Origin of the sequence: Streptomyces sp. NPDC093111, from assembly GCF_040683955.1 — a bacterium.
Taxonomy (GTDB): domain Bacteria; phylum Actinomycetota; class Actinomycetes; order Streptomycetales; family Streptomycetaceae; genus Streptomyces.
Genome location: NZ_JBFBNW010000006.1, coordinates 130,954 through 155,806 on the forward strand (window position 1 = coordinate 130,954; position 24,853 = coordinate 155,806).

21 protein-coding genes are annotated in these 24,853 nt (G+C 70.0%); 11 read left to right on the plus strand and 10 right to left on the minus strand.

What is annotated here, in order from left to right:
- Positions 1–173: 173 nt before the first annotated feature.
- The 5 genes from AB0Q96_RS12080 to AB0Q96_RS12100 form a co-directional block, all read right to left on the minus strand.
- Positions 174–1,640: an NUDIX domain-containing protein gene (locus tag AB0Q96_RS12080; protein ID WP_086825116.1), complete on the minus strand. Its 1,467-nt coding sequence runs from the start codon at positions 1,638–1,640 to the stop codon at positions 174–176.
- A gap of 71 nt (positions 1,641–1,711) precedes the next feature.
- Positions 1,712–3,751: an ABC transporter ATP-binding protein gene (locus tag AB0Q96_RS12085; protein ID WP_365324306.1), complete on the minus strand. Its 2,040-nt coding sequence runs from the start codon at positions 3,749–3,751 to the stop codon at positions 1,712–1,714.
- A 629-nt stretch (positions 3,752–4,380) separates the two neighbouring features.
- Positions 4,381–5,910 (minus strand): amino acid permease, encoded by a 1,530-nt coding sequence (locus AB0Q96_RS12090; RefSeq protein ID WP_086825121.1) that lies wholly within the window; start codon positions 5,908–5,910, stop codon positions 4,381–4,383.
- Between the two features lie 55 nt (positions 5,911–5,965).
- The gene (locus AB0Q96_RS12095) at positions 5,966–6,922 is read right to left on the minus strand and encodes a hypothetical protein (RefSeq protein ID WP_365324308.1); all 957 of its coding nucleotides are present in this window, start codon (positions 6,920–6,922) and stop codon (positions 5,966–5,968) included.
- A 190-nt stretch (positions 6,923–7,112) separates the two neighbouring features.
- Positions 7,113–7,307, minus strand: a complete 195-nt coding sequence (locus tag AB0Q96_RS12100) for a hypothetical protein (RefSeq protein ID WP_365324310.1) — start codon at positions 7,305–7,307, stop codon at positions 7,113–7,115.
- Positions 7,308–7,821: 514 nt separating this feature from the next.
- Here AB0Q96_RS12100 and AB0Q96_RS12105 point away from each other — a divergent pair.
- Both AB0Q96_RS12105 and AB0Q96_RS12110 read left to right on the plus strand, forming a co-directional pair.
- Entirely contained in the window at positions 7,822–9,186 is a 1,365-nt protein-coding gene (locus AB0Q96_RS12105) for a helix-turn-helix transcriptional regulator (RefSeq protein ID WP_365324729.1), read from the plus strand.
- A complete protein-coding gene (locus AB0Q96_RS12110) occupies positions 9,183–9,911 on the plus strand; it encodes a haloacid dehalogenase-like hydrolase (RefSeq protein WP_365324312.1) in 729 nt (242 codons plus the stop codon). Before AB0Q96_RS12105 ends, AB0Q96_RS12110 begins: the two co-directional genes overlap by 4 nt.
- Before the next feature lie 156 nt (positions 9,912–10,067).
- Here AB0Q96_RS12110 and AB0Q96_RS12115 read toward each other — a convergent pair whose 3' ends face one another.
- The 4 genes from AB0Q96_RS12115 to AB0Q96_RS12130 all read right to left on the minus strand — a co-directional run bounded on the left by AB0Q96_RS12115 (position 10,068) and on the right by AB0Q96_RS12130 (position 13,905).
- Complete coding sequence (locus AB0Q96_RS12115) at positions 10,068–10,592, minus strand: GNAT family N-acetyltransferase (protein ID WP_365324314.1); 525 nt, start codon at positions 10,590–10,592, stop codon at positions 10,068–10,070.
- A complete protein-coding gene (locus tag AB0Q96_RS12120; protein ID WP_365324316.1) occupies positions 10,589–11,077 on the minus strand; it encodes an NUDIX domain-containing protein in 489 nt (162 codons plus the stop codon). The genes AB0Q96_RS12115 and AB0Q96_RS12120 overlap by 4 nt, the downstream gene beginning before the upstream one ends.
- A 418-nt stretch (positions 11,078–11,495) precedes the next feature.
- Positions 11,496–12,449, minus strand: coding sequence for an FAD-dependent oxidoreductase (locus tag AB0Q96_RS12125; protein ID WP_365324318.1), 954 nt, complete (start codon positions 12,447–12,449; stop codon positions 11,496–11,498).
- Positions 12,450–12,459: 10 nt separating this feature from the next.
- A complete protein-coding gene (locus AB0Q96_RS12130) occupies positions 12,460–13,905 on the minus strand; it encodes a carph-isopro domain-containing protein (RefSeq protein ID WP_365324321.1) in 1,446 nt (481 codons plus the stop codon).
- A gap of 206 nt (positions 13,906–14,111) precedes the next feature.
- Between AB0Q96_RS12130 and AB0Q96_RS12135 the strand changes: the two genes are divergently transcribed.
- From AB0Q96_RS12135 to AB0Q96_RS12175, 9 genes are read left to right on the plus strand one after another with little or no spacing between them, the layout of a single operon-like run.
- Positions 14,112–14,636: an ATP-binding protein gene (locus AB0Q96_RS12135; protein ID WP_365324323.1), complete on the plus strand. Its 525-nt coding sequence runs from the start codon at positions 14,112–14,114 to the stop codon at positions 14,634–14,636.
- A 44-nt stretch (positions 14,637–14,680) separates the two neighbouring features.
- The gene (locus AB0Q96_RS12140) at positions 14,681–15,991 is read left to right on the plus strand and encodes a glycosyltransferase family 4 protein (protein ID WP_365324325.1); all 1,311 of its coding nucleotides are present in this window, start codon (positions 14,681–14,683) and stop codon (positions 15,989–15,991) included.
- Positions 15,988–16,986 (plus strand): D-2-hydroxyacid dehydrogenase, encoded by a 999-nt coding sequence (locus AB0Q96_RS12145; protein WP_365324327.1) that lies wholly within the window; start codon positions 15,988–15,990, stop codon positions 16,984–16,986. Before AB0Q96_RS12140 ends, AB0Q96_RS12145 begins: the two co-directional genes overlap by 4 nt.
- A 3-nt stretch (positions 16,987–16,989) precedes the next feature.
- Positions 16,990–18,099 (plus strand): GTP 3',8-cyclase MoaA, encoded by a 1,110-nt coding sequence (locus tag AB0Q96_RS12150; RefSeq protein WP_365324328.1) that lies wholly within the window; start codon positions 16,990–16,992, stop codon positions 18,097–18,099.
- Positions 18,099–19,214, plus strand: coding sequence for a hypothetical protein (locus AB0Q96_RS12155; protein WP_365324331.1), 1,116 nt, complete (start codon positions 18,099–18,101; stop codon positions 19,212–19,214). Before AB0Q96_RS12150 ends, AB0Q96_RS12155 begins: the two co-directional genes overlap by 1 nt.
- 16 nt (positions 19,215–19,230) lie before the next feature.
- A complete protein-coding gene (locus AB0Q96_RS12160) occupies positions 19,231–20,028 on the plus strand; it encodes a radical SAM protein (protein WP_365324333.1) in 798 nt (265 codons plus the stop codon).
- Positions 20,029–20,051: 23 nt separating this feature from the next.
- The gene (locus AB0Q96_RS12165) at positions 20,052–21,767 is read left to right on the plus strand and encodes a carbamoyltransferase C-terminal domain-containing protein (RefSeq protein ID WP_365324335.1); all 1,716 of its coding nucleotides are present in this window, start codon (positions 20,052–20,054) and stop codon (positions 21,765–21,767) included.
- Between the two features lie 5 nt (positions 21,768–21,772).
- Positions 21,773–22,387: an HD domain-containing protein gene (locus AB0Q96_RS12170; RefSeq protein WP_365324337.1), complete on the plus strand. Its 615-nt coding sequence runs from the start codon at positions 21,773–21,775 to the stop codon at positions 22,385–22,387.
- Complete coding sequence (locus AB0Q96_RS12175; protein ID WP_365324339.1) at positions 22,384–23,370, plus strand: glycosyltransferase; 987 nt, start codon at positions 22,384–22,386, stop codon at positions 23,368–23,370. Before AB0Q96_RS12170 ends, AB0Q96_RS12175 begins: the two co-directional genes overlap by 4 nt.
- A 7-nt stretch (positions 23,371–23,377) precedes the next feature.
- Here the strand turns inward: AB0Q96_RS12175 and gltX are convergent, their stop codons facing one another.
- A complete protein-coding gene (gene gltX, locus AB0Q96_RS12180) occupies positions 23,378–24,751 on the minus strand; it encodes a glutamate--tRNA ligase (RefSeq protein WP_365324731.1) in 1,374 nt (457 codons plus the stop codon).
- Positions 24,752–24,853: the final 102 nt, after the last annotated feature.

Below are 24,853 nucleotides of genomic sequence, written 5' to 3' on the forward strand. Positions count from 1 at the left end.
CGCCGTTCCCGCCGGCCCCTCGACAACCGCGGCCGGCGTGATTCGAGATAGCAGCGCCAGGGCCCCGGTCACGGCCGTGACATCGGACTCGGCACTCATCCCGGCACCCCCAGCGGTCCCGGCCCGCGGACAGACAGGGCGCGCCCCGTTCCCGGTAGGCGTGCTCACGTCGTTCACCAGCCCAACTGGGAGTAGACGCGGCCTTCGGCGATGCCGGCCAGGGCTGTCCGGGTGTAGGAGACGAGCCGGTCCGGGAGCTCGTGGGGCGGCCACCACTTCCAGGCCAGGCACTTGTCGGTCTCCAGGACCTTCGGCTCTCCCTTCCAGCGGCGGGCGCGGAACACGAGCTGCATCAACGGTGGTCCGCCCGGGGCGTCGACGACGTGCACGATGTGCGCGAGATCCACGTCCGCGGGGTCGATGACCAGCCCGGCTTCCTCCCGCGCCTCCCGCACCAGACACGCAACCGCGGACTCCTGTTCGCACTTGCCGGCCAGGTAGTGCCAGGTGTTCCCCGCGAAAGCCGAGTCGGGGTGGCGCAGGCCCAGGAGCACCCGTCCGTCGTCGTCCTCCAGGTGGAGGTGGACGCCGATGCCGTTGAGCACGGGCTGGCTGCCCCCTTCGTGCAACGGAGTGGCGGCGCTGGGCGCGCCGCCCGGAGGGTTCTCGGCCGCGTGCCGGCGGATGAGGTCCCGCGTCGCGGGGCTCAGACGGAGCCGGTCCAGTACGTCGGGGGTGACCCAGCGCAGCAGCACGCCCTCGTGCAGCCGGAGCCGGTCGGGGTCGCCGCGCCAGATGCCGGTGAACACCTGGATCGGGACGCTGAGGCCGTCGACGCTGGTGGCCGTCTCCACGGCGTACGGCTTTACGTCCTCCAGAAGGAGGTCGGGGACCTCCTCGGACAGCTCCCGCAGCAGCGTGCCCTCAAGGTCTTGGTCGTCATGCGTGCGGCCGCCGCCGAGCAGGGCGAACGCCCCCGGCTGCCAGATGACGCCGGGCTTGTGGTCGCGTAGATGGAGCAGGTAACGGCCCCGGCCGTCATGGATCAGGGCGGACGCGTTCACCGGCTCCGGCTGCCCGTCCAACTCCGTCTGGAGGAGCTTTGCGTGCAGCGTCGGCGAGGCGACCTCCGGCACGGCGATCCACTGGGCGCCGGACACCTCCTCGTCCTGCAGGGTGATCGCCGGCGGCTCGTTGCCGGCTAGGTAGAACACGTAGCGGAAGTCGTAGTGCCGGTGAGCCGGTTCTCCCTTCGAGGGGTTGGCGTCGATGTCGTGGACGTCGATGTCGACCGGGGAGCCGAGCGTCTGCCGCGTCAGGCACAGGGCTTCGGGCGCGATCCCGGCCTCCTCCGCAACCTCGCGCAGAGCCGCGGCGAGCAGCGTGCGGTCCTCGGGCTCGATGTGGCCGCCGGGGGCGAGCATCAGGCCGGTGACCCGGTGCCGTATCTGCAGCACCCGGCAGTGGCGGTCGATGATGACGGCGCTGCACGTGATGTGGCCGGCCAGCGTCGTGCGGGCAGTCACGTCGACGGGCCGGTCCAGGGCGGCGAGCAGCCCGGCCAAGGCATCACGCTCGTCAGGGTGGCGGCCGAGGTACGCCTCGATGGTCTTGCGGATCGAGGAGGAGCTGGGGGGCATGAGCGTCGTCTCGCCTTCGACGTAGGGGGCGGGGTGCTGCGGGACCGGGCTGGTGAAGGTCCCGTGGGTGGTCAGCTCGCCGTCTCGCGGTCGGGCGGCTGGGCGCTGCGGGGGCCTGGAAGCGTGTCGGCCGCGGGCGAGAGCCCGTACTGAGCGGCCTGGGCGGAGAACATCCCCTGGTACAGGCCGCCCTCGCGGGCCATGAGCTCGTCGTGGGTGCCGTCCTCGACGACGCGCCCCTGATCGAGGACGTAGATGTGGTCGGCGTTCATGGTCGCGGCGAGCCGGTGGGTGACGAGGACGACCGCGTGTCCTTCCGCGGCCAGGGACCACAGTCCCTGGAACGCGGCGATTTCCGCATGGGGATCGAGCGCCGACGTCGGTTCGTCGACCAGCAGGAACGGCGCCTGCCGGTATCTTGTTCGAGCGGTCCCCAGTTTCTGCCACTGTCCGCCCGAGAGCTGGACACCGCGCTCGTAGCCCTTGAAGACGATCGAGTCCCAGCCGTGCGGCAGGCCCTCGATCAGGTTGAGCACGCCCGCCTCCTTGGCGGCCTGGCGGACGCGGTCCATGTCCCGGGGACGGTCGCCGATCCCGATGGCCACGTTCGCGGCGGCCGTCATCTCCCAGCGCGGGAAGTCCTGCGCCAGCAGACCCACGGCGCCGAAGACCTGGGAGCGGTCCGCCTCACGAAGCTCGACCCGCTCGCCCGACTCACCCACCCACCACACGCTCCCTTCGGAAGGCAGCAGCACTCCGGCCAGCACCTTCGTGAGCGTGGTCTTCCCTGAGCCGTTCGCACCCACCAGGGCCGTCACCTTCCCCCGGGGAACCCGCACGCTCACACGCTTCAGCGAAGGACTGTCGGCCCCCGGGTAGGTGAACGACACCCCCTCCACCAACACCTCCCGAGTAGCTGTGGGCAGCGGCGTGCCGGAGGACGGGATGGCGTTCTCGCCTGCCACCTTGATGGCGTCCTCGGTGTCGGTGAGGAACAGCAGCTCCTCGTACAAGCGGTTGACCTGCTGCACCAGTGACGTGAGCCGTGCCGTCGAGGTGCGGATGGCGATCACCGCCGTGCCGCCGACGGCGAGCGGCAGACCATCGGTCGCCAGGAGCCACCACAGCACCCCGTAGCAGGCCAGCGACGCGAGCCCTGCGAAGCCGCCGGCGATCAGGTCCGTGGAAGCCTGTGCCCGGGCCAGGCGCCGCTGTTCCGCCTCCGTCTGCCTCGACATCTCCTCGTAGCTGGACAGCAGCTTGGTGCCAGCGGCGTGTACGCGGATCTCTCCGGCGGCGTGCGGGCGGGTCAGGTAGGCGAGCAGGGAGGCGATCGCGCGGCGGTGGTCGACCCAGTTCAGGCGGGAGAGGTACTCGCGGCGCGCGGAGCGGACCGCTCCCCATCCCTTGGGGAGGGCGATGGCCAGCAGCATTGGCAGCAGCGCCCAGTGCAGCGCCGCGAGTACGACCGCGGCCGCCGCCATGCCGATCACCACGCTGCCCACGCCGACCGACAGCCGGAGCATGCTGCGGGCCGAGTCCGTTCCGAACTTCCCCGCCTCCAGGACCCGCTGGACCTCCGGTCGCTCGGTCGCCTCGACCTCGACGTTGGTGACGGCCGTGTAGTACCGGGCCGAGACCGCCCGCTCCACCTGCGGCTCCAGCCGACCTGACATGGCTGTCGACCACGCCGACAGCACTGCGGTCGCCACCGCTGTGACTGCGAGCACGGCCAGCGACGGCAGGGCGTCGCGGAGCTTGTCCGCGGTCGGACCGTCGGCGAACAGCTGGGTGAGGACGCTGTTGACCGCCACCAGCCCCCAGCCCGCCGTCACGCCCTGCCCGAGCTGGGCCGCCACGACCCCCGCGAGCGCCCGCCGGTCCGTCTGCCAGCCGGTGCGCAGCACCATGCCCACCATGCGGGGCAGCGCCGCCGCCATGTGCCCGAAGCCCAGTCGGGTCAGCGGCCCTTCGTGCTGGACGTAGGACTGGTCGTAGCGCAGCCGGCCGCCGTATAGCTCGCGCTCGGCGTCCGAGATGCTGGTCGTGGCCGTCGCGGCGGCCTTCGGCGGGGTCGAGGTCTCGTCGCTGCCTGGTTCGACTTGCGTCAATGTGTTCCCTCCAGGAGGTGTGGCGGTGGCGTCAGCGTGCTCAACGACGCAGTCCCGATTTCGAGCACGTGTTCTTTCGGACGGCTTTCGCGCACCGGAATTCAGCGGTTGTTCGAAGGTGCGCCGTGCACCGACCCTTGCGGCGCAAGGGCGCGCCACCGTCGGCGAGTTGGCCGAAACGCCGATGCTCGGGCGCTGCCAGCTGTACGCGGTCAGGGTGAGCTACGGGTGCCTCATCGTGGTTGCCCGAAGCGGCTGGCACCACGGGCTGCTCCTGCTGCCTGGTGGTCGGAGCGGAAGCTAACCGCCGGTGCGCGGGCGCCAGGAGGTGGCGATCTGGACTGGTGCAGGTGGCCGGCGATGGCGTGGAGGGTTCAGGAGAGCGGCAGCAGATTCCCGCTCAGCCAGCGGCCGAGCCAGAAGGCGATGGTGGACGCCTGCTGGTCTTCGGTAGAGCCGTCGTGCAGCAGGTACTCGTGGGGGCGATGTATCCCCGGCCGAGAGGGATGCTCCCGGCCGGGTCTGGCCATGGGGCGGCAGTCGTCAGCCGCTTCGCGTTCCGTTTGGTGTCGCCGAGTAGTTCCCTTCCTGACGTCGATCACGGGGCGAAGGCGACCTGCATGTCGGCGTCAGGCAGATGCCCTCTCCGACCTCCCGACGGGCTCGGCCAGGACGTTCCTCGGATGCCCCGGGTTGAGGAACCACTTGCGGGCGGAGACGAGCCACCAGGTACCGGCGAAGGCGAGCACTACGCCGACCGCGACCGGGGCGTAGTTGAAGGTGTCGACGGTCACCGGGGCGGACTGGGGCAGCATGAACAACACGGTGATCACCGCGACCCACGCGACGGCGAGCACGCCGACGGGCTTGGACCAGCGGCCGAGGTGCCAGGGACCGCGCTGGAAGAGCTCGCCCTGGCGGAGGCGGAGGAAGGTGGGGATGACGTAGGCGATGTACAGGCCGATCGTCGCGATCGACGTCACGGCCGCGTAGGCCGTGCTGTTGAAGAGGTAGGGCAGGCCGAGTACGAATGCGCCGCCGGCGGCCAGCCAGACCGCGTTGGTCGGCGTGCGCGTCCCGGGGTGCAGCTTGTGCCACACCGTGGAGAAGGGCAGTGCGCCGTCGCGGGAGAAGGCGTAGATCATGCGGGAGTTGGCGGTGACGGAGGCCATGCCGCAGAACAGCTGGGCGCCGATGACGATGAGCAGCATCAGCTTGCCCGTGCTCGCGCCGAGCGCGTCGAGGAAGATCTGCGCGGGAGGCACTCCGGTCCCGGAGTCGAGTGCGCCGGTGTACGACTGGATGGCGAAGGTCAGGCCGAAGAGCAGGACGAAGCCGGCGGCCCAGGAGACGAGGATGGACCGGACGATCCCCTTCGGTCCTTCGACGGAGGCGTTCTTCGTCTCCTCCGTCATGTGTGCGGACGCGTCGTAGCCGGTGAACGTGTACTGGGCCATCAGCAGGCCGATGAGAGCGACGTAGACGGCGGAGCCCCAACCCGTGTTGTTGACGAACTCGGTGAACACGAAGCCGGGGGACTGGTGCGTGCCGGGGATGGCGATCAGCGCGCCGACGATCACCACCACGCCGATCAGGTGCCACCAGACGGACACGGTGTTGAAGAAGCCCACGATCCGCACGCGGAAGGTGTTCACGACGGCGTGGAGCAGCAGGATGAGGCCGAAGAGGACGATCGTGTGGCCGGGCGTGGCGGCGTAGCCGAATTCGAGGTTCAGGTACGCGTTGAGGAACGAGGCGGCGCCGAAGTCGATGCCTGCAGTGACGGCGACCTGCCCGAGGGTGTTGAACCAGCCGGTGAACCAGGCCCACGCGGGAGCGGACCTGCGCGGGGCGAGCTTGTGGGCCCAGAAGTAGAGGCCGGCGGACGTCGGGTAGGAGGAGCAGACCTCCGCCATGGACAGCCCGACGAAGAGGGTCATCAGGCCGACGAACGCCCAGCCCCACATGATCAGGGCCGGCCCGCCGGCGTTCATGCCGAAGCCGTACATCGTCAGGCAGCCAGACAGGATGCTGATGATCGTGAACGAGACGGCGAAGTTCTGCTTCCCGGACATGGAGCGGTCCAGGGTCTGTGTTATGCCGAGCTCGGCGAGACGCTCCTCCTCGGAAGGAGCCACGCTGGGTATGTCCAAAGGCATAGGGATGCCCTCTCAGGTCGGTGATGCAGGAGATTCGGCGCGAGCGGTGCGCTGATCAGTGCCGCTGGGGGTACGGTGCAGACGCTTTCACCGCCCAGCCGCGGTGCCGCGTGAACAACTGCCGGGCGTCGCCGCAGTAGCTCCACGGCGCATCGGTGGCGTACGGGCCGATGGCATCGAACACCTCGGCGGCCTCCCTGTGCCGGTTGGCGAACGACAGGGCGTGGGCGAGGTAGTTGGCGTCCTCGTGGAAGCCGGCGTGCAGGCGCGTAGGGGCCCGGTAGGCCCACCAGTTCTCCCACGCCTGCCAGGTGGACGGGTTGTCCGTCCACGGATGGACGGTCAGTCCGTATCGATGGCCGTCCTTCTCCATCCGTTGCCGGTGGGACTCGGCGAGGGCGACCAACGGGAGGACGTGCAGCGGCAGCCCCCGGGGCGCGTGCGCGCACCGCTCCTGGGCCCAGTGGAACATCTCGCCGCCCGTGCCGTGCCAGACGGGGAACATGTAGGTGAGCAGCTCGTGGTGCGCCTCACGGTTCCACCGGTCCCGTTGTTCCACCTGCTCCCACACCTGCCGCACGGTGGCCCGCCACGCCGGATCGCGGTCGGGAGAGTGGAAGCGGAGCAGAGCGAGCATGACGATGTACGGCGACGGGTCCGGTGGCAGGGCGTCGGCAGCGGCGTCACACGCCTCCCACGCCCGTTCCATCGCCTCGCTGCGGCCACGACCCCGCCCCACGGACATCGACCGCAGGGCCTGCACATGGGCCAGCAGAGCCAAGGCGTGCGGCGAGCGGGGCTCGGCCTGCGCCCAGGTATCCGCGAAGGTCAGTCGCACTCCGGCGCGGGCGAGGACCTGGAGCCGGAAGACACGCCGGTCCCAGTCCGCGCCCGTCGCGGCCAGGAGCTCCCGAGCGCCTTCCCAGCGCCCCATCGCCGCGTCCTCGACCACCTTCCGCAGGGAGCGGTCGTCGAATGCCGGGTGCCGGTCAAAGGCGGGGCGGGGGCTCACTGCTGCCTCGCTCGGCCGGCCTCGGACGAATAGGGCAGCGCTCCCGTACACGCGATGGTGGTGTCGGCTGTCACCTTCGTACCTCCGGAAAGGGGCGGTAGCTGAGATGGGGCGAGCGGCTCGGAGAAGGGCGGAAGGGTCTCTCGCCACGAGATCGGCTGTGCCGGATTCGGCACAGCCAAGGTGCCCTTCAGAAGCGGATCCCGCCGATCATCCGGGCCACGCTGGTGGCGGCCTCACCGATCGTCGGAGCGTGCGACGAACTGGCGAGGTAGAAGCCGAGCAGCGTGCAGACGATGGCGTGGCCGACCTTGAGCCCGGCCTTCTTGACGAACAGGAAGGTGAGGACCGAGAGAAGCACGACGGCGGAGATGCTGACGGTCATCGTTCGTCCTCAGCCGGAAACGCGCTCCCGCCGCACGCGTCGGACGGTGCGGCACCGAGCCGCGTGGGAACCGTCGCTGTCGGCGGCGGGATTCCCGCCAACTCTGCGTGCAAGGCCGAAGGCACTCTGGACTCCGTTGAAGAGACGGCGAAGAGCGGATGTTCCACCGCAGGTCCGCCTACTCAGGTCCGCCCGAATGATCACACTCTCGGGTCGTTCGTCTGAGCCGTTGGCCTGCCGTGCGCTCCCAGACTGATGGCCGAATACCCGGTGCACACATTCCCCGGGTGATATCACTGGAGTGATTCCGGCTTCACCAGAGGTAGTTGAACCCGCACGCTCTCGCTCAACGGGGAGGCAAGAGGTGCTCCAGCAGTCGCCGAGGCGCTGTGATCGATGCGGCTGCCGTTTGAGCCAGTACAACTCTGACGCACTGTGCTCCGCATGTGCCCGCGCACATGCCCTCGATCGCCACACCCCGACCGTACCGGCACGCGTGTGGCGCGACCCTGATGTGCGCCAGGCGCTCGCGGCCTGGGACTTGGGCCGGGCCAGCCGACTGGTCCGTCAGCGAGGATCCCTTCGGCAAGAGGATCTCGCTCAACTGACTGGGCTTAGCCAGGCGTTCTTATCCATGCTCGAGTCGGGGAACCGGCGCCTCACCAACATCGACAAGATCGTCGAATTCCTGACCGGTCTCGGCGTGCCCGCCGAACTCGTACCGCTTCCGCTACCACACCCAGCGACCACCCCGTCTCAGCCACCCGAGCCGGTCCACGACGATTTGGACCCGGTGCTGCCTTGGACAGCGGCCCGTATGGTGGCGGCACTGGGCGCAGCGGTTGGAGGCAGTGCGATGGACCGTCGTCGATTCCTCGTCGTGAGTGGTGTGGCGCTCACCGCCTTCGTACACCAATGGGGCACCGCCGAAGTCGAGCCGCTCGTGCGAGCGGCAGACGGAAGCCAGCTCACGAACGAGCTGCTCGACAGCCTGCAACAGACCACGGACAGCCTGCGGGTCATGGATGCGAGTACAGGCAGCGGCACCCTCGCCGAGCTCGGCGACGCACACCTCGTGTTCCTCCAGCGCCTCGTTCATCATGCGTCGTACGACGAGGTGAAAGGCAGGCGCCTCGCTTCGATCATCGCTGACACAGCCACCCAGACAGGCTGGTTCACCTTCGACTCCGGGAATCACGACGGCACTCCGGCGTACCTGCTCGCCGCGCTCCGCGCGGCGAAGGCTTCGGGTGATGTCCGGCTGGGAGCTGGCGCGCTCTCCTACATGGCCATCCACGGCTACTCCACCGGATCTCCCCGCAGTGCGGTGATCGCGGCATCAGCGGCCCGCGAGAAGATCAGGAACCTGGACGCGCCGGCCCTGGAGGCCATGCTGCTGACCCGGCAGGCTAGAGGACACGCGAAGCTCGGCGAGCAGGACGCGGCAGTCGCGGCGCTCGACCGCGCTGCGGAACTCTGCTCCCGAGGCCGGTCTGACAACGACCCGGCCTGGCTGTACTGGATCAACACCGGCGAGATCCACGGACAGTCCGGCAGCTGCTATCTCGACCTCGGCGAGCCCGACAGGGCCGTGACCAGCTTCACCCAGGCGCGGAAGGCGCTCAATCCGGCTGATCAGCGCACCCGTGGCCTGTTCCTCACCCGCGCCGCATCCGCTCACATCCGGGAAGGTGACGTCGACGCAGGATGCGCCACGGCGCACGAAGCACTCGACCTCGCCGAGCAGCTCCAGTCCGCCCGGCTGAACGACCACATTCAGAACATGCTGGCCGAGCTGCAGCCGGTGAACCACACCCCATACGCTCGGGACCTGCAGGAGCGGGCTGCCGCTGTGATGGGAACGAGGAGCCGAACGTGACGCAGGCCGAGCAGGTTCTGATCCTGTGGGACATCGACCGTACGCTGCTGTACGTCGGTGACATCGACCGGCAGGTCTACCGTGAAGCCTTCGCAGAGGTTGTCGGTCGCCCGGCTGAGCACCTCCCAGCTCGTGGTACGGGTGTGACGATGCCCGTCGCGATTCGAGCCCTCCTCCTGGGCAACGGAGTCTCGGAGGGCGACGTCCCCGAGCTGCTGCCGCGGATGGTGGACCTCGTCCCCCAACGCCTCGCCGCCCACACGGATGACCTGCGTGACCATGGCGTCCTCATGCCCGGCGCGGTGGAAGCGCTGCGATCGGTCCACGAGCGCCCGGACTACGTACCGACCATAGTCACGGGCAACCTCAAGCCGAACGCCCTGCTGAAGCTCGCGGCCTTCGACCTCGGAGGCTACGTCGACGCCGAAATCGGCGGATACGCCTCCGACGACCAGCACCGGCCGGCGCTCGTCGGCATCGCGCAGAAGCGCGCCCAGGTCAAGCACGGGACGATCTTTACCCGCTCCAACACCGTCATCATCGGCGACTCCCTCGAGGACGTCCGTACCGGCCTCGAGGGAGGTGCGGCAGTCGTCGCGGTCGCCTCCGGGAAGACCCCGGCTCCCGCCCTGAGAGACGCAGGGGCGGATGTAGTTCTCGAGACTCTGGAAGACCTTCAGGAGCTGCATGTCGCCATAGCAGGCATTGTCTCGCCGTACGGTTGAACCGCACCATGGGCGAGCGTGCGGCCGGCGGCGTTGGTGAACGCGACAGCGCCCCACACACGCTTGCCGGTGGTGCTGCGCATGGGTGTCCTCCCTGCGGTCGGCTGCGGTGTGGTGCGCGAGCGGGTGCCGCAGCCGACCGTCGGCGGTCGACGCTCAGTCGTTCCTGGTGAGCTCCTCGGGCAGGAGTGATCCTGTCCAGCAGTCTCGAAGGCGGCCCTGGGATGCGATGCGCAGGCGCAGGGTGCCCTCCATCTTGAAGCCGGTCTTCACGGCGACGGCGCGGGAGGCTTCGTTGCCGACGTTGGCGGTCCACACGATGATCGGTGCGTCGAGATCGTCGAAGGCCCAGCGGCAGATCCGTGCCAGGGCTTCGGTCGCGATCCCTTGGCCGCGGGCGTTCTTTCCGATCCAGTAGCCCACGCTGGGGGCGTGCTTGGGGCGCTGGTGCAGGCTGATGACGCCCAGGCGCTGTCCGGTGTGGCTGTGGGTGATCACGAACGTCGTGGGCGTGTCGTCGGTGTTGGCCTTGTCGACGAAGTGCTCGGCGTCCGTGCGGTGGTAGGGGCTGGGGATGGTGGTGTTCCGCTGGATCTCCGGATCCTGCGCTTCGGCCGTCACCCAGTCGATGTCGTCGGCTTCGGGGCGGCGCAGGGTCAGGCGGCGGCTGGTGAGGATCACAGGGTGTGCCCTACGTACTGGAACTGCCACTGGCCGGCCCGGTAAGTGTCAATCATGGTGGGCAATTCGGTTGGGAAGGTGGCGGGCACCATCAGCAGGGTGGGGACCTTGGTGATGGGGACCCATTCGACGCCTGTCTGTGTCTGGTCGCGGTGGTGGCCGCCGAGGGCGGCTGGCTCGTCGAGGATGTTGCACCAGAACAGGGCATCGACCCTGTGGCTGATCGTGCCGTTTCGGGGCTCGTAGTTGGGGTCGCGGTCCGGGATGTACTCGCGGATACGCATCAGGTCGACAGCGCGGCCGCGGACGCCGGTTTCCTCCAGCAGTTCCCGTTCGACGCATTCGGCCCAGGTCTCGCCGGGTTCCTGGCCGCCGCCGGGTAGCGACCAGGTGCCGGGCCATGGGAAGTCTCCGACGTTCAGCAGGACGTGGTCGTCCTTGACGACGAGGGCGCTGGTGGCGGGGCGTAAGCGGCTGATGCTCATGGTGCCTCCAGATCTGGGAGAGCGGTGAGCGGTGAAGCGTAGTCGCGACCTAGGTGGGATGGCATTCGTTTTGCTGGGGCTGCCGGGCCGTACTCCCTCATACGATCCGGCAGGGCGGCTGGTCAGGTCGAGTTGCATTCGGCGGTTCGTTCTACCTGCCGCCCCGGCTGCGGGGCAGCGGGGCTGGGAACAGAGACGGCTGATGGGCGCGATCGCGTCCCACACGCCCTGAACGATTCACTCGTGTCCTGCGCCGCCTCGTTGAACATGTCGAGCGAGGTGCGGGCATCGAAGTTCCTGATGACAGGGGTATTTGCTGCGCCGTCCGTCACAGTCCATCCACCGCGTTCTGCTGCGTCACGTCTACCCCTTCAAGGCGCTGGGAGGAACGAGAGACGTATCGACCAGAGACCTGAGGTCACTTCAGTTCAAGCAGCTTCCGAGCCTCCTCGGCACAGCCCCACGAGAGCGTGACGCCGGCGCCTCCATGCCCGTAATTGTGTACGACCACGGTGTCAACCTCCCAACGCTCGGCCTCCACGCGGACTGCGGAGCGGGTCGGCCGGGCACCGATCCGGTGCTCTAGGACGCGGGCCTGGGCGAGACGGGGCTCGACCTCGGAACAGCGGGCCAGAATGCCGGCTGCCGCTTTGTCGTCGGCGGCGAGGTCGCCTTCGTTGTCGATGGCGGTGCCGCCCAAAACGACAGTGTCGCCGTGGGGGTAGAAGCACATCAGGTCCGGGGAGAGGCCGGTGTCCTCGGAGAAGAACTCGGTCAGCCCCGGGTTGGTGACGACGACGTGCTGGCCGCGGATGGGCCGAAGGTCGGGGTCTGGGACCAGGTCCTGGGCGCCCAGGCCGGCGCAGTTGACGATCACGGGGGCCGGGCCGACGTCCGCAAGTGAGGCCAAGCGACGCTGCTCGACAGTTCCGCCGGCGGCGTGCAAGCGGCGCAGGAGGTAGTCGAGATAGGTCGGCATGTCGATCAGCGGCACGGTGAACCGGTACCCGGCAGTGAACCCGGCCGGTAGTTCCTCCGGTTCGCACGGCCGGAAGCCGGGCAGAGTGGTGGCCCAGTCAGGCGGGGCCTCGGCTGTGCGAGACGCCTCGATGCCGCTGGTGAGCCGGACGCCCGTGGCCGGGTCCTCGGCGAGATCGCGGAAGACCTCCAGGGACCGCTGCCCCCACCGGTCGACCTTGTCCTTCGGTTCGACCAGGTACGGCCCCCACATCGCCCCGGCCGCCAGAGACGTGACGCCCGGCACCTGCTCGGCGATCACGTGCACTGAGGCTCCGGCCTCGGCGAGAACGACGGCGGTGGTGAGCCCTGCCACCCCAGCCCCGACAACGACAACGCGCTCCCCTGCGGTCATGATCCTGACCCTAACGGCCAGGTGGCGTCGACGGGGCGTGTTCGGCGAGGGCGTGCTCCAGGACCGGTAGGAAGCTGCGCACGTGGGCGTTGCGCTGCCGGCGGCGCAGGTCGGCGGCGAGCTGGTGGAGCAGGGCCGCGCTACGAGGCGAGCGCACGACGTCGAGGCGGTCAGCGACGATCTGGCCGACCTCGCAGGCGGCCTCCAGGTCACCATGGGCACTGTGACCCAGGGCCAGCCAGGCCCCTTCGAACATGGCTCTGCGCTGACTGGGGTCGCCGCGCGGCACGTCATACGCCCCGGATCGGAGCATCTCCGCTCCCTGGGCGAGGAAGCGTCGCCCCCTCGTGCCACCGTCCGTCTTCAGCTGCGCACGGCCCATCTGAATGAGGCCGTAGCCGGCTTGGCAGTCCAGGTGGTTGTCGGTGAGGAAGTACATCCAGCGAGGCTCCTCCTGGCCGCCGTCCCGGCTGGCAATCAGGTCACGGGCGGCCCCGCGGGTGTGGGCGAAGTCGTTGTCCCGGCCGGCGGCGGCGTACGCGTAGGCGAGCCGCGACAGGACGGATGCCCGGACGACTGGCGGGGCAGCGTCGCCGGCGCGGCGGGCGGCCTCGCCGAGGGCGATGGCGTCCGCGGGGTGGCCCCGGCTTGCCGCCTGGAAAGAGAGGTCGCCGAGGATGTGGGCGCACAGAGGCAGGTCGTTGACCTGGTGTGCTGCCCGCAGTGCGGTGGCGAAGTAGCGCTGCGCGAGGCCGTGATCGGCGGCGTCGAAGGCCATCCAACCAGCCAGCTGGCCGATCTCCGCGAGCGCGCGGATGAGGCGGCTCGCAACGGCGGGAGCGTGACCACCTTCTCGGATCAGCAGCCCGACCGCACGGAACTGGGCACCCACGTAGGGGAGGTGGCGTGCTCCACCATGCTCGTCGTCGAGCGCGGAGAGCATGGGCAGGTGCTGCTCGACCTGGTCCACTAGCGGATCGGCACCCAGAGACGGCGTGATCCGAGGCGCGTACTGGCCACGCCCTGCGGTGCCGTCGAGGTACTGGGCAACGATCGCGAGGAGCCCCGCGCCCGAGATCGCGAGGAACCGGCGCCGGTCGACGAGCCCTCCCATCACCCAGTCCTCCACGATCGCCTCCATGCCCTGCACGGTCCAAGGCCGTGCGAGATCCGTGTCGGCCGGAACGAGAGCCGAGGAGTCGCCCACGCGGCCCTGCCAGAGTTCGGCCACCGAGACAGGTCTACCCAGTTCCTGGGAGAGCACGTAGGCGGCCATCATCGGTAACGGCGAGCGCGGCAGGGAGCTGGCGTCCCGCCAGTGGTACGGCGCCGACTCGGCCACCGTTCCCGCTCCGAACACCCTGTTGAGCTTGCGAGCGAGCGCCTTCGGGCTCCACCCGAGTTCGTCGAGGCACCCCGCCAGTACGGCGTTGGGTTCCCCTGCCTGCGGTGCCACGTGCGACCACCTCTTGCCCCAGTGGTTCATCCATCACTTCTCGCGCTCCCTCATGGTGACGCCCTCGGGCGGCTGATTCACCTCCTTCTCAAGGAAGTTGACCGAGTTGACCCGTTGATCGGGTCCTGCGCGACCGGCCTCCTCCGGTGTTCTTGGATCCCGTTGGAAGGCGCCGCCTTCGATGCCGACGGAGAAAGAGGTGGGCCTTGAGACACCACACGAGCACCTCCCGAGGCCGTCTCGGCATCGTGCCGGACCACGACACCGAGCGTCCGGCCTGCGTCCCCGGACACGGGCACACCGGCCGCGGCGGCGCGACCACGCTGATCACGGATCTGCCGTACGGGCCGAAGGCGGCCGAGGTTGCTCGGGGAGCCATGGCGGTCGCGCTCCACGGCACCGAGGAGGAACTGCTCGATGACGCGCGCCTGATCGGGTCGGAACTTGCGACGAACGCGTTCGCCTCGGGCAGCCCGCCCCTGGTCCTGTGCGTCGACCGCAGGTGTCCGGCCGCCGGCGGCCTGGAGGTCGAGATCACCGTCACCGACGGCGGCTGCTCCCACCCCGCCCCCGCCTCTCCTCCGGTCTCTGAGGAGGAAGCCGAATCGGGCCGGGGCCTGGTCATCGTCGAGGCCCTGGCCGACGCCTGGTCGCTGACGACGGGCGCCCACGGCACGCGCGCCTGGTGCCGGCTCACCCGCGCGGTCAGCCCTTCGACCGCCAGCACCTGAAGCCCACGCCCGCGATAACCCGTCTTCGAAGGAGGCACCATAAGGTGCGCATCGACCATGCGACTCCACCACCCCCGCCCACGGCCGTACCGGAAGTGGTCCGCCGGCCCAGCGTCGTTGTCGCCCTCCACGAGGGCTTCTACGGCGCGGAGTCCGGCACCGGCTTCAGCAACCGAGCCTTCCTCACGGCGCTGGCCCGCCTGCTTCCGCCGGGCCGCCTCTCTGTGATCACCCCGCACGTTCCGGAGAGCGCGGGAGCGCACAACCGGCGGTGGACCAGCGAGGTCCAGCAGATGCTGCGGCAGGCCGAAGCCGACGTCATCACCATCCCGGGGGTCCCGGCGGCGCCGGACACGATCCACGGCTCCGTGCAGCTGTGCGACCTGGCCGGCGAGGCGGCCGTGCGCATCGCCGATCGAGCGAGCCAGTGCCTCCTCATCGGACTCGACATCCCGTTCCTCGGGCTCGCCCCCTACACCTCGCCGACCACGGAACTGCTGCTCATTCCCCGCTCCACGACCGCGCTGACGCGCCCCAAGGACATGTCCCGAATCCGCTGGGAGCGCGACGCTCTGCGGGCGGCGACCGTCCGAGGCGGGCGGATCGGCGCCATCTCCTCCCACATGCGAGGCCACCTCGTCGTCAGCTACGCCGTCCCTCGGGGAAGCGTCGTCAGCATTCCGAACGGGCTGATCCAGGAGGAGATGGCCAGGCCGGCCAGCGCCCCGCCCCTGCCCTTCAAGGCCCGAGCCGGATTCCTGCTCGCCATGGGACGCGCCGTGCCGACGAAGGGCTTCGACGACCTCCTGGAGGCGCTGCACATCCTCAAGGAGCGCGGGGTCCGCGCTCCGCACCTTCTCCTGGCGGCCGTGACCTCGGACGAGCACGAGCGGCCGACCTCGTACCAGGAGGACCTGGCGGCGCGCATCCGCGCCTACGGCCTGGACGCGACCTTGATCACGCGCTTCACCCCCGCGATCCGCGCTTGGCTGCACAACCCGGCCCTGCGCGCGGTCGTCGTTCCTTCCCGAGAGGAGCCCTTCGGGCGCATCCCCCTGGAGGCGTTCGCAGCTGGAGCGGGCCCGGTGGTGGCGACCACTGCCGGCGGGCTGGCCCAGACCGTCGTCGAGGGAGAGACCGGCTTCACCGCCGCACCACGTGACGCCCGGTCCCTGGCCTCCGCGCTACACCGCGCCCTGACCGTCCTGCCCCGCGAACGCGACCGGCTTCGGAGCGCCGGGGCGGCCCTGGTGCGCTCGCGCCACGACTACGAGGCCAGCATCGGGTCCGTCATCGAACGCATCGCCCCTTGGGCTCTCGCGCCGGCGTCCAGCACGGAGGGCCGAGCGCGATGAACCGGCCGGTGGTGTTGATCAGTCTGCAGTCCCCGCATTCCTTCTGGCGGTTGTCTGCCGAGCACGAGCGGGCGCTGTCGGCCGCCTTCCCCGGGTTCGAGTTCCGTACGGCGACCGAGGAGTCCGTGCCGCACCACCTGGCCGAGGCGCACATCTACTTCGGCTGGACGTTCAAACCGTCGTGGCTGTTCGGCGCGCCTCACCTGAGGTGGATCGCCTCCCCGGCCGCCGGCACCGACCACCTGCCCGTCGCCGAGGCCCACTCCGTCGGAGTGGCTCTGACCCGCTCGTACGGATTCCACGGCAGGCCCATGGCCGAGCACGCCATGGGGATGGTCCTGGGCTTCTCACGCGGGCTGTTCATGAGCCAGCTCGCCCAGCGCAACCGGACCTGGTGGAAGGACGACCTGGCCGAGGAGTTCTTCGACCTCGCGGGGGCGACGATGACCATCGTCGGCTGCGGCAGCATCGGCGGACACCTCGCTCGTGCGGCCCGCTCCTTCGGCATGGACGTCATCGGCGTACGGCGGACGCCGCCGGTGGCCGATGAGGGTGGGATCACGTGGATGCACACGTCGGCGGTGCACCAGGCGGTCGCCGTCGCCGACGTGGTGGTCGATCTGCTGCCCTCCACCTGGGCCACGGACCGTTTCTTCGACCACGACCTCTTCACGGCGTTCAAGCCGAGGTCCGTCTTCCTCAACCTTGGCCGCGCGGCGACCGTCGACCAGGCGGCCCTCCTGGCCGCCCTCAACGCCGGCCGCCTGCGCGGCGCCGCCCTGGACGTCTTCGACCCGAAACCGCTGCCCGCCCACCATCCGCTCAGGCTCCACCCCCGGGTCGTCCTCACGCCGAAGAGCTCCACGCTCAGCCGCACTTACATGGACGAGGCGGTCACGTTCTTCGCCGACAACCTGCGCCGCTACCTCACCGACCAGCCGCTCAACGGACTGGCCGAGGTACCCGCTGCCCGCTCTCCCTTCGTAGGAGGCTGACCGATGCCCACCACGCGCCACCTCGACCTCGCCGCCGCCTTCACCGCGACCGGCCGCAACCACCCCTACCTGGCCTTCACTCTGAACTCGCTCTGCAACCTGGACTGCGTGTTCTGCAAGCCCCGCTGCATGCCGGACTACGGGCACAAGGACCGTCCCCTGACCGCCTCCGACTATGCGGCCATCGCCGCCGAGGCCGGCGCCTGGAAGATCAGGAAGGCGCACTGCTCCGGCGGGGAGCCGACCCTGCGGGCGGACATCCTCGACGTGATCGCGGGCCTCGCCGACGGCCTCGGGCGCGACGCCGCGATCGGCATGACCAGCCACGGCAACCTGCGCCGCGGCCTGAGCGTCGAGAAGCTCCACAGCGCCGGCCTGACGTACCTCAACCTCAGCCTCCACAGCCTCGACCCCGATCGGTCCGCCGAGATCATGGGCGGCGGCGATCCGCGCATCACCCGGCGCACCCTCGACACCGCCCTCGCCCTCGGCCTGCGCGTGAAGATCAACTGCGTTCTCCAGCGCACCTACCTGGACGACGCCTTCGCCGTGGCGGAGCTTGCCCGCGACCTGCCCATCGCCGTCCGGCTGATCGAGCTCCAGAACATCGGCCCCGCGCAGGCGCTGTTCGAGACCGAGTTCATCAGCGAGGCGACGGTCCGCGACCGCCTCCACGAGTGGTTCGCGAACGCCGGCGAGGTCGGCAGGGACGAGCTCGGGGTGCGCAGCCCCGGGCAGTACCTCCGGCCGGACGGCTGGGCGGGCTCGATCGGCTTCATCTCCAACTCCAGCTGCGCCACCTGCTCCGACGCCAACCGCATCAAGATCACGCCCACCGGCGTGGCCCGCCCTTGCATCCTCCACAACCGCGACATTCCCCTGAAGCCCCACCTCGCCGAGGGCACCCTCGGCGATGCCTTCGCGCACCTCTTCCAGGCCATGCTCGACCGCAACACCAACGACGCGTGGCAGGGCTTTCACTACGTCGACTACGACCTGCGCTGGGACCGGATGGAGCGTCCCGAAGGCGCCCCCGTCCTGCCCGTGCTGCCTCTGCTCACCACGGACGCGGCCCGGCCCGCCTGCGCCCGCGCCTCCTCGGGGGAACGGTGATGGCGGTGGTCGAAGCGCCGCCCCTCTATATGGGGCTCGGAGCGCTGTACGAACGCGAGCTGGACGCCCACGGCGTCGGCGCGGTGATGCTCACCCACAAGTGGCAGCCGGCCGACCTGCTGGCTCCCCACTCCGACATTGACGTACGGGTCCTCCTCTCCCAGGCCCCGGTGGACTGGGAAGAGTGGAACCACCGCCTGGCCGCCGCGCACACCGCCGCGGTCGGCCGGGAGGTCTCGCATCGGCGTCTCCTGGAGCACCCGCCCGGCTTCGCGTTCACCGTGGCCGAGGCGGACGGACGGCTCGTCTCCGCGCCCGAGCTCGCGACCTGGTCGCTGATCAGCGGGAGCGCCCGGGAGTTCCAGCGCTGGAAGTCCCGGGCCCAGATGGCGCCGTGGTGCGAGGTCGACGAGCGGTTCTATCGGGGCATCCTCGAGGGACGGCTGGGCGGCAGGTACCAGCTGGCGGCGGACAGCACCGACAACGTGGTGGAGGACATCGCCGCGTACCGGCGCCACTGCGTGGCCTGGCACTACCTTGCCCCGTGCTGGTTCGCCGCAGCCGCGCTCGCGACGCGGACCCGCTGCCCCGGCAAAACCGCAGCCCTCATCCAGTGGCGTCCGGACGGGCTGGATGGGTACGCCGACCTGTTCCTCCGGCACGCCGCAGACGGATCCGACGCCCGTCCTCGGAGTCCGCGTCACCTGCTCCGCACGGCCCACGTCGCCTTGGAGGCGGCCATGCGCCGCGTCCCCGAAGCGAACCGCCCCGCCGGCCAGGCCGAGCAGGCCCGTACCGACTGGGTGATGACCGCCGGGATGCTCCGCGTACGCGTCGCCCGCTGGCTGTACTACCTCGACCCGCCGCCCGGCGTGGCAACCAACTACCTGATCCGACGCGAGGCGAAGGAACTCCGAGCCGCCGCTCAGACCCTGAACGCGCTCGCGGCAGACGAGGCCACCCCTGCCCAGCGGCTGGCCGCCCGGATGGCGGCGCTGATTCCCACCTGCCCGAGCACCGTCGGCACCCTGCGCGCGACCCTCTCGCTCTGGCACCGGCAGAAGTCGGCCGTGCAGGACTTCCTTAGCCTCGCCCCCGGCGACGTCCACCCCTGACCCAAGGAGTTCCCCCATGCCCGCGCGTGCGCCCCTGCCCCGCGCCCTGAAGACGGCGAAGATCAAGATCACGACGAAGTGCAACCGCTCCTGCGACTTCTGCATCTTCGCCGACGGCGCCCAGGGCGAGAACATGTCCATGGAGCTGTTCTCCACCATCCTGGCCCGGCTGGAGACCATCCCCTTCCAGCAGCTGCACATCAACGGCGGCGAGCCCACCGTGCACCGGGACTTCCCCGCCCTCAGCGACGCGGCCCGCACCCGCCTGCCCGACAAGGTCATGGTCCTGGGCACGAACGCCATCACCCTGGCCCGCAACAAGCGGATCATGGAGGCCACCCTCCGCTCGTACGACCAGGTCCTCATCGGCTGCGACGACGAACACGAGAACTACGACGAGGTCCACACCGTCGTGCCCCGCCTCCGTGAGGCCGGCAAGACCGTGGTGATCAACAGCGTCCTGGAAGGCATCAGTTCCTCCCGCCTCACTCAGCTCGCGAGGCTGTGCGACACGTACGGAGCCGTCCACGTCACCAACCATGTGCACCACGTCGACGTCGGCCAGCCGGCGAACGAGCTACTTGGCATCTGCGACCGCTACCTCGACCAGCACCTGATGATCGAGATGGACGGTTCCTGCTACCGCTGCTTCAACGCCATGGCGAAGGACGACAGCGAATTCAGCATCTGGGACGAGGACTTCGCAGCCAAGGTGTTCGCGCCCCGCAGCCACCACTTCCGGTTCTGCCTGCGCTGCCACGAGTACACCGACTCCGGCACCGCCCTCCTCCCCACCCCGGCCCTCACCGCCTGACCTCAGACTGGAGGTACACCACCATGCCCGCAGTCCTCGGACTGAACTTCCACCACGACACCAGCGCCGCCTTAGTCGTCGACGGCCGCCTCTACGCGGCCGAGGAAGAACGCTGGAGCGGCGTCAAACACAACCACCCCACCCGCAAGGGCACGCTCACCGCCCCGACCCGCGCGCTCCAGTGGTGCCTGGAGGCCGCCGGCCTCGAACCGCAGGACATCGACGCCGTCTGGGCCGCCTCCATGCGCCCCAACCCCGCCGCCGGCTGGTGGCTGGCCGAGGAGCGCGACGAACTCGCCACCCTCCTGCCCGCCCCGCTCGGCGAACACCTCCGCCTCCTCTCCCACCACACCGCACACGTGCTCTCCGGCTACCTGCTCTCCGGCCACGACCACGCGGCCGGCCTCGTCATCGACGCCGGCGGCTCCTCCCTCGGCTCCGACTTCGGCCCGGGCCGCGAGCGCATCACCGGGTACGACCTGCGGCCCGATCACATCGACCGCCTCCACCAGGGCATTCCGACCGTCGTCCCCAGCCCGGCCGGGCCCCGGCGCGTCCACTCCTCCCTCGGACACTTCTACCGGAACCTCGCCCGGCGGGTGATCCCGCCCGGCGACGAACCTGAGGGCAGCATGATGGCGCTCGCGGCCTTCGGCGATCCCCAGCGCTACGGAGCGCAGATCCGCGAGCTTATCCGGCTCGGCGACGACGGCGAGGTCCGCATCGATCACCCCTGGGGTTCCGCGGACAGCAGCACACCGCTGCTGCTCGGGGGCCGGGCCTGGACCGCCGACAAAGTCGCGGAGCAGCCGGACCATAAGCGGGCCGACCTGGCCGCCGCCGTCCAGGAGGTCTTCGCCGAATCGGTCGTCCACATCGCCCGCCACCTGCAACGGCTCACGAGGGCCTCGGCGTTGGTGTTCTCCGGCGGATGCGCCCTGAACTCCCACCTCAACGGCCAGCTGGCCGCCGACAGCGGCTTCGACACCCTGTTCGTGGCACCGGCCCCACACGACGCGGGCACCGCAGTGGGCGCCGCGCTGTACGGCTGGCACTACCAGCTCGGGCAGGAGCGCCTTCCGGAGCCGTCCGACGCAGCATGGGGTCCGCACCCGGGCACCGTGCCGACGACACGGGTGCCGTCCGGGTACCGCGCCCTGACCGGCCTGGGGCCGGAGTTGGCGCCCACGGTGGCCGCGCTGCTCGCGGAGCACCGCCTTGTCGGCTGGGTGCAGGGGCAGCTCGAGTTCGGGCCGCGGGCCCTCGGCCATCGCTCGATCCTCGCCCACCCCGGCCATGCCGCCACGCGCGACCGGCTCAACGCCATCAAGAAGCGAGCCACGTACCGCCCCTTCGCCCCGGCCGTCCTCGCCGAGCACGCCACGGAGTGGTTCATGTCGGCGGGCGACCCCTTCATGAACCGTGTCGCCCGCGTCCGCCGATGCCGAGCGGACCGCATCGCCGCGGTCACCCACCACGACGGCACCGCCCGCGTCCAGTCCGTCGCCCCCGACCACCAGGGCCTGCACGAACTCCTGGAGCAGTTCCACGACCGCACCGGACTGCCGCTGCTGCTGAACACCTCCTTCAACCGCAAGGGCACCCCGATCCTGCGGACCGCCGAACAGGCCGTGGCAGCGACGGCGGACCTGGGCCTCGACGCCCTGGCAGTCGGGGACACCCTGCTCCTCGCCGACCGCGTGCCCGACCCCCGTGCCACAACCCTCCGTACGAGGTGAGCGGGATGAACCCCATCGACCTGGACCGCGTCCTGACCATCCTCGGCGCCGCCGCGTGGAGCATGGACGAGCAGTCCCGTGCCCGCGTCGCCGGCGCCCTCGCCCTCACCGTCTTCGACGGCCACACCCGCGACCAGGGCACCCCGTACCTGGAACACCCGCTGGCCGTCGTCACGGTCTTGCGCGCCGAGATCAGGGTCAGCCACCCCGAGACCCTTCTCCTCGCCCTCCTCCACGACGCCCTGGAAGTGGCCCCCGAATCGGAGGCGCTCCTCACCCAGCACCTCGGCGGACCGTTCACCGCCGGGCTGCGTGCCATGACGGCGGACCACCGCCTCGAACAGCGCCCCAAGGCCGCCGGCGACGAGACCCGCTGGCGCTTCAAGCAGGCCGCGCTCCCGCCCGAGGACCTCCTCGTCCGGCTCGCCGACCGCCTCCACAACCTGCGCGATCTCGCCGCCTCACCCAACGCCGACAGGCGCCGGCGGTTCCTCCAGAGCCTGGAGGACTTCTACCTCCCGCTCGCCGACGCCGCCCGTGGCCTCAGCCCCCAGCTGGAGGCCATGCACGCGCTGCTCCACGCTGAGTACGTCCGACAGCGACAGGAGGTACGTCCGTGAAGCGGGTGGTCTACTCGATGGAGCCGGTCGGCCGGACCGGCGGCCGGGTCTACCTGCGGATGCTCCACGAGGCGACGGCCGACGACGTCGAGTGGCGCACGATCCCGGACCACAAGCGCACCTACCGTGTCCGCCGCTGGCGCAAGCTCCGCCACCTCGCCCGCCTGGCCCCGACGGTCCGGGCGCTGGACAGAGCCAGCGGCACCTTCGTGTGGGACGACCTGAGCCTGCTGCTCTTCACCCCAGAGATGCGGGCCCGCACGGTGTTCCTCCTGCACCACTACGAGCCCTTGCAGCACGACTCGGCCCCCGTCGAAGCCATGCTCTGGGAGCACCTGTTCCGGGTACTGCCCCAGTGCGCCGCCGTGGTCTGCGTCGCCCCCTACTGGGCGGACTTCCTCCATGCCCGAGGCGTGCGCGACGTACGGGTGATCTACAACGCCTTCGACATGACGGAGGTCGAGCGGGCCCGCGGCTTCGACCGAGCCGAGTGCCGCGCAGAGTTCGGCCTGACGCAGGACGTGATCGGCGTGTACGCGGGCAAGGCCGTGCACTGGAAGGGAACCGAGGAGGTCTCGGCGGCCCTGGCTGGCGCCCCCGGGCTGCGGGTGATCACCAGCGGCAGCAACACGATCGGCTTCGACGGCGCCCACTACGACGTGGAGCGCGAGCGGTACCTGCGGCTGCTGTGCGCGTGCGACGTGGGCGTCTTCCTCCCCCAGATGCGGGAGGGCTGGAGCCGCTGCGCGGCCGAGGCCCTGTTGCTTGGCTTGCCGTGCCTGATCCGCCCGGTGGCCGGCCTGGGCGACCTCGCCTCGCTGACCGGCCAGCCGGCCCCGGACCTCGGCCGTCTGCCGGCGCAGGTCCGGGAACGCGCGGCGGCACGCCAGACCGAGACCAAGACCACGTACGAGGCCCTGGCCCGGTTCGACCTGAACTACTTCGGGAATGCCTGGGGCGATCTCCTCGCGAAGGTCGCCTGACCAGCGGCTACGCCTGAGCGGCCAGCTTCTTGGCCGCCGCGTCCAGACGAGTCAGCACGCGGTCCCGGCCGAGCAGCTCCATGGACTCGAACAGCGGAAGTCCGATCGTCCGGCCGGTGACCGCGACCCGGATGGGCGCCTGGGCCTTGCCCAGCTTGAGGCCGTGCTTCTCGCCAACGGCGAGCAGGACGGCCTTCAGGTCGTCCGCCTTCCAGCCCGCGACTGTGGCCAGCTCGGCCCGGACGTCCGACAGGATGTCGCCGGCGCCCGCCTTCATCGCCTTGTTCCACGACGCCTCGTCCTCGACCGGCTCGTCGAGGAACAGGAAGTCCACGTAGCTGGTGATCTCCGACAGCAGCGCAATCCGCGTCTGGGCCAGCGGAGCCACGGTCTCGAACACGTCCTTGTCGAACGCCTCCGGCTGCCACGGCGCGTACGGGGCAACGAGCCACGGGGCGCAGGCGGCGGCGAACTGCTCCGGCGCCAGGGCGCGGATGTAGTCGCCGTTGAACGCCGTCAGCTTCTTCACGTCGAAGAAGGCCGGCGCGGTGTTGACGTCCTCGATCCGGAAGAGCTGCTCCAGCTCCTCGTGCGGCATAATCTCCCGGTCGTCGCCGGGGCCCCAGCCCAGGAGCATGAGGTAGTTCACCATCGCCTCGGGCAGGAAGCCCTCGGCGAGGTAGTCCTCCAGCGCGACCTTGTCGCGGCGCTTCGAGAGCTTCTGGCGCTTCTCGTTCACGATCACCGGCAGGTGCGCCCACACCGGCGGCTTCGCGCCGAGCGCCTCCCACAGCAGCTGCTGCTTCGGCGTGTTCGACAGATGCTCCTCGCCCCGGATGACCTGGGTGATGCCCTCGTCCAGGTCGTCGACCACGTTGGCGATCAGGAACACCGGAGACCCGTCACCGCGGGCGATCACGAAGTCCTCGATCGCGCTGTTCGGGAACGCGGGCTCCCCGCGGATCAGGTCGACCACGACGGTCTCGCCCTCGTCCGGCGTCCGGAACCGCAGCGCCCGGCCCTCCTCGAAGGCCAGCCCCCGCTCCCGGCAGAACCCGTCGTAACCGAGGTGATCCGACCCGGTGCGCTCCTTCAGCTGCTCCCGTGTGCAGTCGCAGTAGTACGCCCGGCCGGCCGCGAAGAGCTGCTGGGCCGCTTCGCGGTGCCGGTCGGCGTTGTGCGACTGGAAGTACGGGCCCTCGAAGGCCGCATCCTCGCCGTGGATCCCGATCGCCGCGAGCGCGTTGATGATCCCGTCGATCCACTCCGGCTGGTTCCGGGCCGCGTCGGTGTCCTCGATCCGCAGGACGAACGTGCCGCCGGACTGTCGCGCCACAGCCCAGTTGTAGAGAGCGGACCGTGCACCACCGACATGGAACATGCCGGTCGGAGACGGGGCGAAACGAACGCGAACCGGAGCAGTAGACATGCCCTCCAGGGTACCGACGCCGGACACCCCCTCTGGACCACCCCACCCACCCCC

Excerpts from the sequence above, each read along its gene's own strand:
- AB0Q96_RS12120 (WP_365324316.1), bottom strand. The coding sequence starts at position 11,077 with ATGAGCATCAGCCGCTTACGCCCCGCCACCAGCGCCCTCGTCGTCAAG.
- AB0Q96_RS12170 (WP_365324337.1), top strand. The coding sequence starts at position 21,773 with ATGAACCCCATCGACCTGGACCGCGTCCTGACCATCCTCGGCGCCGCC.
- AB0Q96_RS12100 (WP_365324310.1), bottom strand. The coding sequence starts at position 7,307 with ATGACCGTCAGCATCTCCGCCGTCGTGCTTCTCTCGGTCCTCACCTTC.
- gltX (WP_365324731.1), bottom strand. The coding sequence starts at position 24,751 with ATGTTCCATGTCGGTGGTGCACGGTCCGCTCTCTACAACTGGGCTGTG.
- AB0Q96_RS12165 (WP_365324335.1), top strand. The coding sequence starts at position 20,052 with ATGCCCGCAGTCCTCGGACTGAACTTCCACCACGACACCAGCGCCGCC.
- AB0Q96_RS12150 (WP_365324328.1), top strand. The coding sequence starts at position 16,990 with ATGCCCACCACGCGCCACCTCGACCTCGCCGCCGCCTTCACCGCGACC.
- AB0Q96_RS12125 (WP_365324318.1), bottom strand. The coding sequence starts at position 12,449 with ATGACCGCAGGGGAGCGCGTTGTCGTTGTCGGGGCTGGGGTGGCAGGG.
- AB0Q96_RS12145 (WP_365324327.1), top strand. The coding sequence starts at position 15,988 with ATGAACCGGCCGGTGGTGTTGATCAGTCTGCAGTCCCCGCATTCCTTC.
- AB0Q96_RS12080 (WP_086825116.1), bottom strand. The coding sequence starts at position 1,640 with ATGCCCCCCAGCTCCTCCTCGATCCGCAAGACCATCGAGGCGTACCTC.
- AB0Q96_RS12090 (WP_086825121.1), bottom strand. The coding sequence starts at position 5,910 with ATGCCTTTGGACATACCCAGCGTGGCTCCTTCCGAGGAGGAGCGTCTC.
- AB0Q96_RS12155 (WP_365324331.1), top strand. The coding sequence starts at position 18,099 with ATGGCGGTGGTCGAAGCGCCGCCCCTCTATATGGGGCTCGGAGCGCTG.
- AB0Q96_RS12160 (WP_365324333.1), top strand. The coding sequence starts at position 19,231 with ATGCCCGCGCGTGCGCCCCTGCCCCGCGCCCTGAAGACGGCGAAGATC.